The 14893-nt window shown below is 66.2% G+C and carries 11 protein-coding genes; 5 read left to right on the plus strand and 6 right to left on the minus strand.

Annotated features, from left to right (window positions below; translation table 11 throughout):
- Nucleotides 1-35 precede the first annotated feature (35 nt).
- The gene (locus tag IT184_13820; GenBank protein MCC7009880.1) at nucleotides 36-551 is read left to right on the plus strand and encodes a peptidylprolyl isomerase; all 516 of its coding nucleotides are present in this window, start codon (nucleotides 36-38) and stop codon (nucleotides 549-551) included.
- On the opposite strand, the gene IT184_13825 is transcribed toward IT184_13820, so the two are convergent.
- Entirely contained in the window at nucleotides 548-1507 is a 960-nt protein-coding gene (locus IT184_13825) for a hypothetical protein (GenBank protein MCC7009881.1), read from the minus strand. The two genes, IT184_13820 and IT184_13825, sit on opposite strands and share 4 nt — an antisense overlap.
- A 106-nt stretch (nucleotides 1508-1613) precedes the next feature.
- Here IT184_13825 and IT184_13830 point away from each other — a divergent pair, with 106 nt between their 5' ends.
- The gene (locus tag IT184_13830; protein ID MCC7009882.1) at nucleotides 1614-2939 is read left to right on the plus strand and encodes an MATE family efflux transporter; all 1326 of its coding nucleotides are present in this window, start codon (nucleotides 1614-1616) and stop codon (nucleotides 2937-2939) included.
- A 17-nt stretch (nucleotides 2940-2956) separates the two neighbouring features.
- Here the strand turns inward: IT184_13830 and ispG are convergent, their stop codons facing one another.
- From ispG to IT184_13855, 5 genes are all read right to left on the minus strand, one after another.
- Nucleotides 2957-4201 carry a flavodoxin-dependent (E)-4-hydroxy-3-methylbut-2-enyl-diphosphate synthase gene (gene ispG, locus IT184_13835; protein MCC7009883.1) on the minus strand — a complete coding sequence of 415 codons (1245 nt, stop codon included), beginning with the start codon at nucleotides 4199-4201 and terminating at the stop codon, nucleotides 2957-2959.
- Between the two features lie 75 nt (nucleotides 4202-4276).
- Nucleotides 4277-6787, minus strand: a complete 2511-nt coding sequence (locus IT184_13840) for a sigma-54-dependent Fis family transcriptional regulator (protein ID MCC7009884.1) — start codon at nucleotides 6785-6787, stop codon at nucleotides 4277-4279.
- A gap of 248 nt (nucleotides 6788-7035) precedes the next feature.
- A complete protein-coding gene (locus IT184_13845) occupies nucleotides 7036-7224 on the minus strand; it encodes a hypothetical protein (GenBank protein MCC7009885.1) in 189 nt (62 codons plus the stop codon).
- A 258-nt stretch (nucleotides 7225-7482) separates the two neighbouring features.
- Nucleotides 7483-9357 (minus strand): HD domain-containing protein, encoded by a 1875-nt coding sequence (locus tag IT184_13850; GenBank protein MCC7009886.1) that lies wholly within the window; start codon nucleotides 9355-9357, stop codon nucleotides 7483-7485.
- Between the two features lie 247 nt (nucleotides 9358-9604).
- Complete coding sequence (locus IT184_13855; protein ID MCC7009887.1) at nucleotides 9605-11692, minus strand: S8 family serine peptidase; 2088 nt, start codon at nucleotides 11690-11692, stop codon at nucleotides 9605-9607.
- Between the two features lie 384 nt (nucleotides 11693-12076).
- Between IT184_13855 and IT184_13860 the strand changes: the two genes are divergently transcribed.
- The 3 genes from IT184_13860 (at nucleotide 12077) to IT184_13870 (ending at nucleotide 14872) form a co-directional block, all read left to right on the plus strand.
- Entirely contained in the window at nucleotides 12077-13507 is a 1431-nt protein-coding gene (locus IT184_13860) for a M48 family metalloprotease (GenBank protein ID MCC7009888.1), read from the plus strand.
- Complete coding sequence (gene mtgA / locus IT184_13865; protein ID MCC7009889.1) at nucleotides 13504-14241, plus strand: monofunctional biosynthetic peptidoglycan transglycosylase; 738 nt, start codon at nucleotides 13504-13506, stop codon at nucleotides 14239-14241. The genes IT184_13860 and mtgA overlap by 4 nt, the downstream gene beginning before the upstream one ends.
- A gap of 94 nt (nucleotides 14242-14335) precedes the next feature.
- Nucleotides 14336-14872 carry an HNH endonuclease gene (locus tag IT184_13870; protein ID MCC7009890.1) on the plus strand — a complete coding sequence of 179 codons (537 nt, stop codon included), beginning with the start codon at nucleotides 14336-14338 and terminating at the stop codon, nucleotides 14870-14872.
- Nucleotides 14873-14893 lie beyond the last annotated feature (21 nt).

Genomic DNA, 14893 nt, shown 5'->3' on the forward strand with positions numbered 1-14893 from the left:
CACGGCGGCGCGAGACGTCGTGAGAAGATAAGCGGATGGCCGTATACGCGCACTTCGAGACGACGCTGGGGAGTTTCACTGCTGAGCTGTTCGAGAGCCAGGCGCCGAAGACCGTCGGCGTGTTCGCCGGTCTGGCGGAAGGCAGCCTCGAGTGGACGCATCCCAAGACGGGGGAGCGGAAGAAGACGCCGTTCTACGACGGCCTGATCTTCCACCGCGTGATCGACGGCTTCGTCATCCAGGGCGGCGACCCGCTTGGCCAGGGCTACGGCGGGCCCGGCTTTCAGTTCCCCGACGAGTTCCATCCGGACCTGAAACACGATCGGGCCGGCATCCTGTCGATGGCGAACGCGGGACCGAACACCAACGGCAGCCAGTTCTTCGTGACGCTCGCGCCGACGCCGCACCTCGACCGGCGGCACTCCGTCTTCGGCGTGGTGACGAGCGGGCTCGACGTCGTGCAGTCGATCGGCAAGACGCCGACCGACCGCAACGACAGGCCCACGACGCCCGTCGTCATCACGAAGATGACGATCGAGCGGACGAGCTAGTTCTTCAGCTTCAGACCGGCTGGCAGCGCGACGTCTTCGGCGCTGGCGCTCGACGCCAGCGTCAACGTCTCGTGCGTGGTCGTCAGCGTGGTCGTCCGCTGCTGCGTCTGGCCGCGCGCGATCCGGCGTGCGAGCATGCCGCCCAGCCCGCCGCCCGGCTTCGGCGCGGCGGCCATCTGCTCCTGGCTCTTCACGTTCTCGAGCACCATCGTGCTCGCGAGCGGCGTCCCCTGGAGCTTTCGGCTCTCCTCGGCCAGCCGCTGCATCATGGTGCCGAAGCCCGGCAGCATCGCGGACACCGCGTTCATCTGCTGCGGGTCCATGCCGCTGAAGAGCCCGCCGTAGACGGCCTTCACGAACTTGAGGTTGAACTCGGCGAGCTCCTGCAGGGCGGGCACGCGCGGCGCGAGCCAGATCGTGTCGGTCAGCACCATGCCGCCGCTCTCGTCGAGCGTCTTGCCCTTGCCGCGCATCGTGATGGTGAGCACGGTCTCCTTCGCCTCGTGCCCGGCGATCGTCTTCGACTGGCCGCTCTGCTTGACGTCGACGTCGAACTCCATCGCGTCGGCGAGGTCCTGCATCGCCTGCTTCTGTTCCGGCGTCATCTCCTGCTGCCGCTTGGCCATCTCGGCCCGCGCCTTCTCCATCTGCTCGCGCATCTGGGCGAAGGTCGCCACGGTGTACTCCTTCTTCTTCAGATCCACCATGTAGATCTTCTCTTCGGCCAGGTCGACGATCTGCCCGTTCGTGTCGCTCATCCGCGACATCCTGTTGCCCTTGACCGCCACCGTGGCGGGCGCCTCGTTCGCGCCGCCCGCCATGCGGCTGACCATCGAACCGAGGAAGCCCTCGAGCTTGAACGTCGATTTCTCCGTCGTCTTCACGTCCGCGCGCACGAGCGGGCCCGCGATGACGACGCAAGCGAGAGCAGCGGATACGAACAGCGCACGTCTCATAGGGAGGCCTCCACGACCAAATCGCTCCAGTATTCTACCCGTCTATGTCTCGGCCGATCGGTCTTCGGTCTCCAGCAACGCGGCGGTCCGGTGCGGGCCCGCGCGGATGACCGTCAGACGCGAGATCCGCGCCACGTTCAGCCTCGCATGGCCGGTCGTCCTGGCGGAGATCGGCTGGGTCCTGATGGGGATCGTGGACACGATGATGGTCGGGCCGCTCGGGCCGGCGGCGATCGGAGCCGTCGGCATGGGATCGACGCTCTTCTTCGCCGTCATCGTGTTCGGCATGGGCCTGTTCTACGCGATGGACACGTACGTGGCGCAGAGCTTCGGCGCGGGACGCCTCGACGAGTGCCATCGGTGGCTGTCCGCCGGGCTGCAGCTCGCGGCCGTGCTGTCCGTCGTGCTGATGGCCCTGGGGTTCGCGGGCGTCGTGCTGCTGCCGGCGACCGGCATCCATCCGGACGTGCTCGCGGTGCTGCAGCCGTACCTCGCGCGGCTCCTCTGGTCCACGCCGCCGCTGCTCGTCTTCACGGTGGTGCGGCGCTACCTCCAGGCGATGAACGTCGTGCGTCCGATCGCCATCGGCATCGTCGCCGCCAACGTCGTGAACGTCGTGGGCAACTGGGCTTTCGTGTACGGCCACGCCGGCCTGCCCGCTTTCGGGGCGATCGGGTCCGCCTACGCGACGCTGGCGGCTCGCGTGACGATGGCGATCTACCTGTGGTGGATCTTGTTGTGGCACGAACGCGAGCGGCCGGCCGGTTTGCACGACGTGCGCTGGGCGTGGGACATCTCGCGCATGCGGCGTCTGGTGCGGCTCGGTCTTCCGGCCGCCGTCCAGGTCACGCTCGAAGTGGGTGTGTTCGCCGTGGCGGCGGCGCTGGCCGGCCGCATCTCCCCGATTGCGCTGGCGGCGAACCAGATCGTGCTCAACATCGCGAGCTTCTTCTTCATGATCCCGCTGGGACTCAGCTCGGCCGCCGCGGTCCGGGTCGGGCAGGCCGTCGGCCGCCGGGATCGGCCCGGAGTACGTCGAGCCGGGTGGAGCGCGCTCGGGCTGACCGCCGCGTCGGCGATGGTCGTCGCGGCGCTCTTCGTGACGGCGCCGGCCGCGCTCCTGTCGCCGTTCACGTCGGATCCCGGCGTCTCGAGCGTCGGAGCCACGATCCTGCTGCTCTGCGCCGTCTTCCAGCCATTCGACGGCGTGCAGGCCGTGGCGACCGGCGCCCTTCGCGGTCTTGGCGACACGCGCACGCCGATGTGGACGAACCTCGTGGGCCACTGGGGCATCGGCCTGCCGACGGCCTACGCCCTCTGCTTCGTCGCCGGCTGGGGCATCGTCGGTCTCTGGGCCGGCCTCTCGCTCAGCCTGGTCCTCATCGGCGCGATGCTGCTCGCGATCTGGCACCGGCGCAGCGCGGCGTGGTGACGCGCGTCCGGCGCGTGCTATGCGTTCGTCGTGACGGTCGAGGGGTACGTGCGATCGACGTACTCGTCGATGAGGTGCTGGAACGCCCGCGCCAGCTCGTCGTACGTGCCGCGCAGCGTCGTCGCGTGTCTGCCGTCGATGTAGACCGGACAATGGGGCGCCTCGCCGGTGCCGGGCAGCGAGATGCCGATGTTCGCCGCCTTCGATTCGCCGGGGCCGTTGACGACACACCCCATGACCGCGACGGTCATGGACTCGACGCCGGGCCGCGTCTGCTTCCAGATCGGCATCATCGAGCGCACGTAGTCCTGGACGCGTTCGGCCAGCTCCTGGAACGTCGTCGAGGTCGTGCGGCCGCAGCCAGGACACGCCGTGATCGACGGCGCGAAGCTGCGCAGGCTCAGCGCCTGCAGGATCTCGCATGCGGCGTACACCTCGTCGCGGCGGTCACCGCCGGGCCGCGGGGTGAGCGACACGCGGATCGTGTCGCCGATCCCGTCGTTCAGCAGGATCGCGAGCGCGGAGGCCGACCACGTCAGGCCCTTGATGCCCATGCCGGCCTCCGTGAGGCCGAGGTGCAGCGGCTGTTCGGTCTTCTTCGCGAGCGTCCGGTACACCGCGATCAGGTCGCGCGGCCGTGAGAGCTTGCAGGAGATGATGATCTGGTTCTTCGTGAGGCCGCACTCGAGCGCCAGCTCGGTCGACTGCAGCGCGGAGATCACCATGCACTCGTTGATGATCTCCTCGGAGGTCCGTCCGAGGCCGCCCGCCGTGTTCTCCTGCATCTTCGCGACGACGAGATCCTGATCCAGCGAGCCGCCGTTGACGCCGATGCGTACCGGCTTCTGGTGCTCGACCGCCACCCTGCAAATCGTCGAGAACTGCTCGTCGCGCCGCCGGCCGGTGCCGACGTTGCCCGGATTGATGCGGTACTTGTCGAGCGCGTCGGCGGCCTGTGGAAACCGCGTGAGCAGCAGGTGCCCGTTGTAGTGGAAGTCGCCGATGAGCGGCACCTCGCAGCCCGCGTCGAGCATGCGCCGTTTGATCTCCGGGACGGCCGCCGCGGCTTCCGGCGTGTTGACGGTGATCCGCACCATCTCGGATCCGGCCTCGGCCAGCTCGACGCACTGGCGGGCGGTCGCGGCGGCATCGGCCGTCTCGGTCATCGTCATGCTCTGGACGACGACGGGCGCGCCGCCGCCGACGAGAACGCGGCCGACGGGCACGGGCACGGTGCGGTGGAGGCGGACTGGCGCACGCATCCATCAGATCATGACACGGCGCCCCCGCGGGCCCAACCGGGCGACCCTGGAGCGGCCATGCGGCTGCGAGGGCGATCAGGTTTCAGCAGTCCGGGGGAGCAGTCCCTGACGGCGGCGCTTCAGGAAGAGGCCCTTCCGCGAGAGGCCCAGCAACTGCGCGGCGTCCGAGACCCGACCGCCAGACGCCGCGAGCGCATGCTCGATGAAGCGCTGCTCCAGTTCGTCGATGGCCTGCGTGAGCGGCTGGTTCAGCCGGATGGCGACGGTCGGTCCCGTCGCCGTCCGATCGAGGGTCGGACGCTCGTGCCACCGGGTGAGGATGGCGGGCGACAGCTCGGCGCAGCTGATGGCATCGCCGTCGCCGGCCATCGCGACGACGCGCCGAAGTTCGTTGGCGAGCTCGCGGATGTTGCCGGGCCAGTCGTACAGGAGAAGGGCGGCCACGAAGTCGTCGGTCAGGCGCAGGTTGCGGCGCCCGTTCTCGCGAGCGAACCGCGCGAGGAAGAGCGAGGCCAGGGCAGGGATTTCGTCCTTGCGCTCGCGCAGCGGGGGCAGCGCGAGTTTCGCGGCACCGATGCGGTAGTACAGGTCTGCTCGGAACCGGCCCGCCTCGACGAGCTGCTGCAGGTCGGCATTCGTCGCCGCAACGACCCGGACGGACACGCGCACTGGGCGCGGCTCGCCCACCGGGTGGATTTCGCCGCTTTCGAGGAAGCGGAGCAGCTTGGGCTGCACGGCCGGATCGAGATCGCCGATCTCGTCGAGGAAGAGCGTGCCGCGTTCGGCGGCGCGAATGACGCCCGTGGACGCGTCGGTGGCGCCGGTGAAGGCGCCGCGGCGGTGGCCGAAGAGCTGGCTCTCGACGAGCTCGCGCGGAATGGCCGGGGCGTTGAAGGGCACGAACGGCCCCTGTTTGACGCGACTCGCCTGATGAATGAGGCGCGCGAGGATCTCCTTGCCCGTGCCCGTTTCGCCCGTGATGAGGATCGGGAGGTCGGCCGATGCGAGCCGCGTGGCGACCTTCAACAGTTCGAGCATCCGCGGCGATCGGAAGACGACGTCCTCACCGTCGTGCAGGGGTTGACGCGGCCAGAGATTCTGATCGTCGTCCTCGTTCTCGACGTCCGTCGTTTGGTTGATCGCGGCGCGTACGATGTCGCCGACGCTCTTCATCAAGGACAGATCATCGAGCGAGACGATCTGCCGCATTCGGATAGTCAGGCGTCGGTCGGAGCCACGCAGTTGCAGGATGTACGTGGCGTTGCTGGTGCTGTCCCAGACGGCCGACGGCTCGGCCTGGAAGTCGCAGCCGGACTCGCTCGACAGATCGACGCGGTCGCCGAGCCCGCTGCTCTGGAGGAGCGTCATCACGCGATGGGCGAGCAGATCGACCGAGTGGCCGGCGCCGAGGATTATCGCGGCGTCGCTGAGCAGCAGCGCGCTATCGGTGACGTCGAGCGCCCGAGGCGACCTCGTCGATCGGGCCCGGCCCGACGCGGCCAGTTCCGCCCGGTCTCGGCCGATCCAGGCCTCGTGGAAACGGTGGCCGATGGCGCGGCAGGCCGCGAGAGCACGGTCGAAGTGGACGGCGCCTTTGTTCTGCTCGCCGCGGAGTGTCAGCGTGAGGCCTTTGGTGGCCTCGAGGACGATCAGCGGATCGACGGCGCTTCGCGGACAGACGCGCATCGCCAGGGCGACGGTCTCATCGGCCTCGTCGTGCCGACCCAGGCGCGCCAGGGCTCGAGCCCTGGCCGAGAGGAGAGCGGTGCGGATGGGCTTGTACTGCCGTCGTGAGACCTCGCCATCGGCTGCCTCCGCGATCAGAACGACCGCGTCCCAGTCCTGCAACCGCTCGTGGTACGCGCAGCGCGTGATCTGATGAGCGAGGTCGTACCAGGAGCGGGCAGGGAGCGCCTGTCGCGGCTCCAATTCCGCAATCGTTTCGATGAAATTGCAGCACTTCGCCAATTGATCGTCAAAGAGTGCGACTTGAGCCAGAGTGTCGAGTCCACTCAACTGATTCAAGAGAAGGCCCTCGCTGATGCCGATTCCCTCGGCGACCAACTCGCCAGCCCGCGCAGACTGGCCCATGTAGAGTGCCATTGAGCCCAGATTGATCAGGCAGCCAGATTTCGCGACGGAGAGCGCGGCGGCTTCGGCAATTCGCAAGCCTGCTCGTCCAGCCTTTCCAGCGCGTCCAAAGTTTCCCGCATAAGTCTCTAGCCCACATTCAACGAGCTCGACCGAACTTCGGAGTGTGGCTTGATCCGTGCCGGAAAGAAGTCTTCTACCAAGCTCGAGATGACGATGTGAATTGACATAGTGGCCTCGCATCGCTTCTAGCCTGGCGACGACGAAGTGGAGACCACCAAGCGATGAAGCGTCGGCAATCGAAGCCGCCAACTGACGAACCTTCGAGAGCAGTGGCAGGCTCTCTTCAGGCGATTGGAACTGAGACTCTCGACTGAACAGCGCTAGCGCGGCGAAGAACCTCTGACTCGCAGATGCGGTCTTGTCAGCAGACTCAAATGCCGATCGCAGAGAGGTCAGTGCTCCGACGACGTCTCCAAGCTCATACGACGCCATGCCCTGTGCCAACAGTAGACGTACTCTCGCGATGAGGGGCAATGAGTCGACGGCAATGCTAGCGAAGCTATCAAGGACTCCTTGCGTGTCAGCCGATCGGAGCAATGCCTCGGCGTTTGTGACCTCTTCTGGAAGTGAGTCAAACGCCTGGTTGGACTTCTGTGATTTGCTGCTCGCCTGCTCTCGTCCCATGTGTCGCCCACCTGGACCTACGGAGGCGCGCACGATACCAGAAATCTCCGGCTGTGTCAGTGAAGTCGAAGTCGCCGAGCTGCTTCACTGCGGGCAGTCGGCTGGAGCGCCTCGTGGCCTGTATGCTGGTCATTGCGCAACTGAATCTGTGCGGTGAGCAGCTGCTCCGTCCCGTCGGGCGCGGTGACCGTGCCGCCATCGACGCCGTGCAGAATCCCGTCCAGGGCTTCCAACGGATCCGGCATGCGGAGGTCAGCAGCTCTGGTGAAGGCGGTCCGTCGAGACGGTGCGGGGGCCTTCATCGGCACCGTCCACGAGCTTCGGTTGCTGTAGTTGAACAGGCTCTCGATGTACTTGCAGTCCGCCAGGCGCTGCGCGTGCCGCCAGAAGCACGCGCCGGAACAGGCCCCATCTCCGGCAGCAACGCTCGGGCGGGGCGTAACAAACGTAGATCCGCCGCGGTCGCCGTGTCACTCACGCCGTTCGAAGACGATGAAGTCGTGCTAATGAAGGAGCGAGCGGCCGGCTGTGCCGGTTGGCAGAAGTTGATCGTGCCCGAATCGGTTCGCGCTCGGCAGAGTAATCGACGCGGCGAAAAGCGTGGCCGCGCTCTCCATTATGCGCCGGTGATCCTTCTCGAAGGGATCCGAGCCGAACGCCCCGATTACCGCGAGCGTTCTTCTATCAATCACGGGCACGGCCGCAGCATAACGCAGCGGAATTGGTAGCGATCGCGCGATTGGGCCAAACTCAAGGCTCGCATCGGAGTTGAGCACGACCTGCGAGTGAGCGAATACCCAGCCGGACACCCGTTCGCCTACCGGAACAACAAGGCCCTCGAAGACGGAAGTCGCGACACCAGACTGCGCGGCGACCTTCAACTCGTTCCGGTCAGTGATTGGAACGTAGAGGGCGAAGCTCGCTGCCGGAATCACCCGACGAAGATGTCTCAACAGGACATCCGCTGCTGATTCGAAGCTCGTGCATCGCGGGAGATCCCGCCGCAGTTCGTTGAACTCCCGTTCCTCCGCCGTTGTAGCGGCGATGACCTCCAATTGCGCTGGGGCAATGGTTCGTGCGGCGCTATCTCGGTCATGAATCGTCGCCAGTCGCTGGTCTGCGATATCGGCTTGTTCGAGCCGATCCAAGATCTTTAGGAAATTGTCAACGACCCAAGGGTCATAGGCGCTTCCACGCTTGTCCTTCAGTTCCTGCTCGGCTTGTTGTCGGGTCATCCGCGGCCTATATGGCCGATCCGAAGTCAGAGCGTCGTAGCAATCCACGACGGCCAAGATTCTGGCGCCGAATGGGATCTCCTGTCCTTTCAGCCCCTTCGGGTACCCCGTACCATCCCAGCGCTCGTGATGGTGGCGCACGATTGGCTCGACCGGGTAAGGGAATTCGATCGATTTCAAGATATCTGCGCCGACATCGGCATGTACTTTCATGCGCTCGAACTCTGCCGCCGTCAGTGGGCCTGGTTTGTTGAGGATGTACTCTGGGACAGCTAGCTTGCCGGTGTCGTGTAGAAGGGCCGCTGCTCTCAGAGCGTCCAGTTCCTTCTGTGACTTGACGCCAAGCGCTTCAGCGAGGGCCATAGTGAATCGTTGGACCCTCCGGATGTGGCCGTGCGTCACTTGGTCCTTGGCGTCAATCGCCAGCGCCATTGCCTCAACGGTCGATAGGAACACTCTGTTCAGTTCGTGAACTTTGTCCCGCTCAGTCTCTACGTGCTTCAGCGACCATCGATAGGTGAAGTAGATGACCAGTAGCAGGGGAAGAATGACCCCAATGAAAGTCGGGTCCACCGCACTGCCGTTCACGACCAGAAATGCCGCAATCGAAGCGCCGGCGGCAAAGTTCACAGACAACTCTGTAAAACTCGTCCACCATACTCGATGGGGCGCCGTTCTCTGCTCAGATGCGATGGCGAAGGTGATCAGCCAACTATTCAGCAAGAAATAGAGCAAGGTGAAGGTCCCGAGCACGAGCGCGAGGTGAGCATCGAGCCTAACGTTCGTGAGCGGCTGATCGATTCCGGCGATCCACGCCGCACACCAAATTGAAAATGGGGCGGCGGCCAAATTGAAGAGAACCTGCTCCCACCGCAAGTTGCCGCGTCGGGCGTGCTTTACGCAAAGGGCGAGCGCGTCCAGCACACAGAGCAAGACGCCAACCGCCGGACCGCAAAGGAGAGTGCCGGCAAAGACGAACGTTTCTGAAATCGATATCGTCGCGGAGACCGACGGGAGCTTGACAGACAACCAGCCGCTTACAAATGTGAATGCGGCAAGTGGAATCCAGTGTTCGGAGGGTACTGGCTGTCCCGTCAGGACGTCGAGGATGCTGGCTGCAATTGTCAGGGTTCCGATCGCCACGACGGCAAAGACATAGATCCGCGTCCGTCGAGACAGCGGTGGGCGTGACGTAGTTGCCATAGACGGCAAATCTGTCTATCGGCCTAAACGAGTTGCCTGTTTAGCTCCAGGCGATGATTCTGCTCTTCTGCATGGCTGTACCTCGCGACTGCGATAGAGCCAATTCCGTGCCATGTCATTCGCCCGGGCCATCAGCCGCTGTTGGTCCACCTAGGCCTAGAGCGATGACAAAACCGACGTTGTTCGCCTACTGGCCTGAAATGACAGTGTTGGCGTCGAGGACCCCGGCTCGATGGCCCCAGATGATGGCATTCGGGTCGACGGCGGCGGTGCGATGCCCCCAGATGATCGCGTTGGGATCAACGGCGGTGCTGCGATGCCCCCAAATGATGGCGTTCGGATCGACGGCGGCACTGCGATGGCCCCAGATGATGGCGTTGGGATCAACGGCGGCCGTGCGGTGCCCCCAGATGATGGCATTGGGATCAACGGCGGTGCTGCGATGCCCCCAGATGATGGCGTTCGGATCGACGGCGGCGCTGCGATGGCCCCAGATGATGGCGTTCGAGTCGACGGCCGCGCTCCGATGCCCCCAGATGATGGCGTTCGGGTCGACGGCCACGCTGCGATGGCCCCAGATAATCGCATTGGGATCAACGGCGGTGCTGCGATGCCCCCAAATGATGGCGTTCGGATCGACGGCGGTGCTGCGATGCCCCCAGATAATCGCATTGGGATCAACGGCGGCGGTGCGGTGCCCCCAAATGATGGCGTTCGAGTCAACGGCCGCGCTCTGATGGCCCCAGATGATCGCATCCCCGCCCACCGCTCCGTGCCACAACGCGGTGTTGCCGAGCATCGTGATGTCTGCGCGCGCGAGCGTCGCCGACACGGTCTTGTCGAAGAAGGCCAGGCCGCCGGCGGCCACCGGCCCGCCGCCGATCACGACCGACGTCGGCATCGTCGACAGATCGCCGCCCGACGCGAGCGCGGCCGCGAGCACGACGTTCAGGCTGCCCGCGCCCTGCTCGATGAGCCCGGCATTGGGAAGCTGCTCCGCCGTCACCTGCAGCACGAACTTCGCCTGCGCCGGCGTCAAGTCCGGACGCGCCTGCAGCACTTGCGCAACGGCGCCCGTGACGACCGCCGTCGCCATGCTCGACCCCGACAGCGTGAGATACGTCCCGCCCGACGCCCCGATCACCTGCCGCTCCGGTAGCAGGTTCCAGAGATGACTGCCGTACGCGCCCGCCGCGACGACGGCGTTGCCCGGCGCGACGAGGTCCGGCTTGATGCGCCAGCTCGACGGATCCTCCGGATCGCCGACCGGACCACGCGAGCTGTACGTCGCCACGGTGTCGTCGGCGCGGCCGACCGTCGCGTGCGTGTTCAACGCGCCGACCGTGATGGCGCCCGGCGTATCGCCAGGCGACACGACCATGCCGACAACGGCGGTGCCGTCCGCCGACTTGCCGAGATTGCCGGCCGATGCGACGACGATGAGGCCGGCGGCCACGGCGCGCTCGACCGCGCGGGCCAGCGGATCGACGTCATAAGCCTGCGTCGCTTCGTGCCCGAGCGACAGGTTCAGGACGCGCAGCTTGTAGCGGTCCTTGTGCTTGATCGCCCACTCGATCGCCAGGATCACGTCCGAGACGTAGCCCGTCCCGTCCGCCGCCAGCACCCGAAGGCTGACGAGCTCGGCCCCCGGCGCCATCCCGATGTACGCCGTGCCCTCGTCGCCGCGGCTGCCTTTCCCGCCGCCGGCAATGATGCCGGCCACGTGCGTGCCGTGCCCGTAGCCGTCGGCCTCGCCCGAGCCGTCGTTGACGAAGTCCACGCGGAGGCGAACCCGGTTCTCGACGTCGGGATGTTGGGCAATGCCCGAGTCGACGACCGCCACGCCAACGCCAGCGCCGGTCAGCCCGCTGAAATTGCCGCCGCTCCGGCCCGCCCACAGTTGGTTGGCGCCGGTGGCCTGCGTCGTCACGCTCATCGTGCTCGTGACCACGTCGTCGGCCGTCAGCGCCGAGACGTTCCCGTCGCCCGCGACGGCCCCGAGCTGCGCCCCGGTCCCCGACACGAGCGCGCCCATCTCCAGCCGCTTCAGCACCCGCACGCCGTATCGGGACGCGATGCGGTCCACCTCGTCCTGTGGGCCCTCGACGAGGACACGCAGCCGCTCGGATCCTCGGAGGCCCTCCTCGAGCCCCTTCGACAGCTTCGCTCGCCGCTGCTGCGCATCGGCGACTTGGGGCTGCAGGAACACGAACGACAGGCCGAGAAACAGACAAAGGCCGGAAACGGGGAGCGATCGGGAGGGAAGCCGCTTCATGTCAGACGTCCGCCTCGTGTGAGCGCCTACCTGCTGACAAGTTCGTAAGGTTGGGCACAGATATGTAAGGCACTTCCCATGCCACGGGCTTCGATGACACTATTGGCGTAATCCCGGTTACATTTTCGCCCTCAGCAGCCGAATTCCGCGAGAACGCGCACGAATTCGTGTGTGCGATTACGGTACTGTCGTAGAGCAGGGGAGTACCGCCGCCGATCGCTCCGCGACCGACCACCGCGTGGCGACTCGCCGCCACACTTTCACGTTTCTACACGTCGTTTCGCACGAAACCGCCATTCGACGCCCGGCCAAGATCCTCGTTCGCGCTTACGGCATTGTTATTGGAGGGTGTGGGACAGCGTTACCCTGGAGACGAGGTGAGCCATGAAAGCGGGTCGGGTGCTCGTGTTGCTGCTCGTCGCCGCCGGATGCGCGACCAACCCGGCGACCGGCAAGCGGCAGATCATGCTGATGTCCGAGCAGCAGGAAATCGGGATCGGCCGCGAGAACGACGCCGCCGTTCGGAAGCAGATGGGCGTGTACAAGGATGACGAGCTGCAGCGCTACGTGGCGAGCGTCGGCATGCGCCTGGCTCAGGCTGCCCATCGTCCGGCGCTGCCCTGGACCTTCACCGTCGTCGACGAGCCGGCCGTCAACGCGTTCGCGCTGCCGGGCGGCTTCATCTACCTCACCCGAGGCATCCTGCCGTTCCTGAAGAACGAGGCCGAGCTCGCCGCCGTGCTCGGCCACGAGATCGGGCACGTCGACGCCCGCCATTCCGCGCAGCAATACTCGAGTCAGACGCTGGCGGGCGGGGGGCTGGCGCTGCTCGGCATCCTCGTGCCTGAAACGCGCCCCGCTCAGGGATTGGCCAGCCTCGGGTTGCAGACCCTCTTCCTGAAGTTCAGCCGCGAGGACGAGCTCGAAGCAGACGGGCTCGGCGTCGGCTACACGGCGAGGAGCGGATGGGATCCGCACGGCATGCCCGGGCTGCTCGGCACGCTCGCGCGGCTCGACGAGGCGACGGGCACGAGCCGCGGCGTGCCCAATTGGGCGCTGACCCACCCGCCCGCAGCGGACCGCGTCACGAAGGTGCAGGAAGCCGTCGCGAGCGCGCCGGCGGGAGAGCGGGCGGTGAACCCGGCGGCGCTCGAGCGGCGGCTCGACGGGCTGGTGTTCGGCGACAGCCGCGAAAAAGGGATCGTCCGGGGCAACGAGTTCGTGCACCCCCTCCTGCAGTTCGCCGTCCGATTCCCCGACGGCTGGACGATTCAGAACAGCGACGAGCAAGTGGTGGCGCAGAGGCCCGAAGCCTCCAACGTCGCGATGTTGCTGGAGCTGGCGCAGGGCAGCTCGGGGAACCTGCAGCAGTACGCGCCCGCGATGATGGCCGAGGCCGGCTGGCAGCAGCTCAGCGGCGGACGGACGCAGATCAACGGCCTCGATGCGTACGTGGGGACGTATCAGGGCGCCGTCAACAACACCAGGGCCGGCCTGCGCGCCGCTCACGTCCGGGCCGGCAATCAGGTCTACGTGGTCGCCGGCCTGGCGCCGGCATCGCAATTCTCCGGCGCGCAACAGACGTTCGACACCGCGATCCACACGTTCCGCACGTTGTCGCGCCAGGAAGCGGATCGCATCCAGCCGAATCGGATCGACTTCTACGAGGTGCGCGGCGGCGAGACCTGGGATTCGATCGCGCGCGGTCCGGGTGACTCCATCGTCAAACCGTCGACGCTGGCCATCATGAACGGCCGCGATCCCGGCACCCCGCCGAGAGCAGGGGAACGCGTGCGGATCGTCGTCCGCGGATGAGGAGACCGCGTTTCGATCGGACGCCGTGGAAATCGATCGGGCTCGTCATCCTCACATCCGGCGGCGCCGCGTTCGCCTGCCTGACGTACCTCTGGATCCAGCTTCCTGACGTCCGTACGCTGCGCAACGCAAACCCCACGTCCACGGCGTTCATGCGCCTGCGCGAGGCCGAAGCCGGCCGGAGCAAGGGACGCACGCCACAGCCGGCGTTCCGCTGGGTCCCGTACCGCCAGATCGCTCCTGCGCTCGCGCGCGCCGTGGTGGTCGCCGAAGATGGCCGGTTCTGGTCTCACGACGGCGTGGATTTCGACGAGCTGCGCATCGCCGTGGAGGATGCGTGGGCCCGCGGCGCCGAGCTGCGGGGCGCGTCCACCATCACGCAGCAGCTCGCCAAGAACCTGTATCTCTCACCCTCGCGACACCCTCTTCGCAAGGCCGCGGAGCTGATGATCGCCCGGCGGCTGGAAGCTGAGCTGTCAAAAACACGCATCCTCGAGATCTACCTGAACGTCATCGAATGGGGCGATGGCATCTGGGGGGCGGAGGCGGCATCCCGCGCCTACTTCGGCGTGCCGGCGGCCGCCCTCACGGTCGAGCAGGCAGCGCTGCTGGCCGCGGCCATCATCAACCCGCGCATCTACAGCCCGGCCCACCCGAACGCCAGGCTGCGGCGGCGGCAGCAGACCGTGCTCGCCAGGATGGGGGCGGGAGTCGAGCGCACGCCGGTGCCGTGAAGCCTGATGGCCCTAACTCGCTGATAGGTATCGTTTTAGGCGTGGCCAATCCTTGACAAGCTTTCGGCGATGTAGCAAGAATGTCGTCGGGACCATGGAACAGACGCTCTTGCTCAACGCCACGTATGAGCCATTGCGCGTCGTGCACTGGCAGAAGGCGATCACCTTGTGGTCACAGGGCAAGGTCGAGATCGTCGCCGTGTACGATCGCGAGGTCCGTTCCGTCTCGTTCAGCATCAAGCTCCCCTCGGTCATCAGGCTGCTTCGCCGCATTCGCATCCGCAAGACCGTCGAGTACGTCCCGTTTTCGCGCGCCAACATCTATGCGCGCGACAACCATGCGTGCCAGTACTGCGGCGGGCGGTTTCCGACGTCGGACCTGACGTTCGATCACGTCACGCCCGTCGCGCAAGGCGGCCGGAAGGATTGGGAGAACATCGTCACCTGCTGCGTGTCGTGCAACAGACGAAAGGGCGGCCGGACGCCCGAGCAGGCCGGCATGGTCCTCGTGCGCCCCGCACGTCGTCCCGATCGCGCGCCGGCCGTGCGGATCACCTTCGGGCTGAGGAACGCACCGGAGAGCTGGCGGGACTACGTTTACTGGAACGTCGAGCTCGACGACGAATCCTGATCGGAAGCATGTGACGTCCTC

The sequence above is a fragment of the Acidobacteriota bacterium genome (genome assembly GCA_020853395.1).
GTDB lineage: Bacteria > Acidobacteriota > Vicinamibacteria > Vicinamibacterales > SCN-69-37 > JADYYY01.

Coding starts and splice junctions, on each gene's coding strand:
- IT184_13820 (MCC7009880.1), top strand. CDS start 36: ATGGCCGTATACGCGCACTTCGAGACGACGCTGGGGAGTTTCACTGCT.
- IT184_13825 (MCC7009881.1), bottom strand. CDS start 1,507: ATGAGACGTGCGCTGTTCGTATCCGCTGCTCTCGCTTGCGTCGTCATC.
- IT184_13830 (MCC7009882.1), top strand. CDS start 1,614: ATGACCGTCAGACGCGAGATCCGCGCCACGTTCAGCCTCGCATGGCCG.
- ispG (MCC7009883.1), bottom strand. CDS start 4,201: ATGCGTGCGCCAGTCCGCCTCCACCGCACCGTGCCCGTGCCCGTCGGC.
- IT184_13840 (MCC7009884.1), bottom strand. CDS start 6,787: ATGGCGTCGTATGAGCTTGGAGACGTCGTCGGAGCACTGACCTCTCTG.
- IT184_13845 (MCC7009885.1), bottom strand. CDS start 7,224: ATGCCGGATCCGTTGGAAGCCCTGGACGGGATTCTGCACGGCGTCGAT.
- IT184_13855 (MCC7009887.1), bottom strand. CDS start 11,692: ATGAAGCGGCTTCCCTCCCGATCGCTCCCCGTTTCCGGCCTTTGTCTG.
- IT184_13860 (MCC7009888.1), top strand. CDS start 12,077: ATGAAAGCGGGTCGGGTGCTCGTGTTGCTGCTCGTCGCCGCCGGATGC.
- mtgA (MCC7009889.1), top strand. CDS start 13,504: ATGAGGAGACCGCGTTTCGATCGGACGCCGTGGAAATCGATCGGGCTC.
- IT184_13870 (MCC7009890.1), top strand. CDS start 14,336: ATGGAACAGACGCTCTTGCTCAACGCCACGTATGAGCCATTGCGCGTC.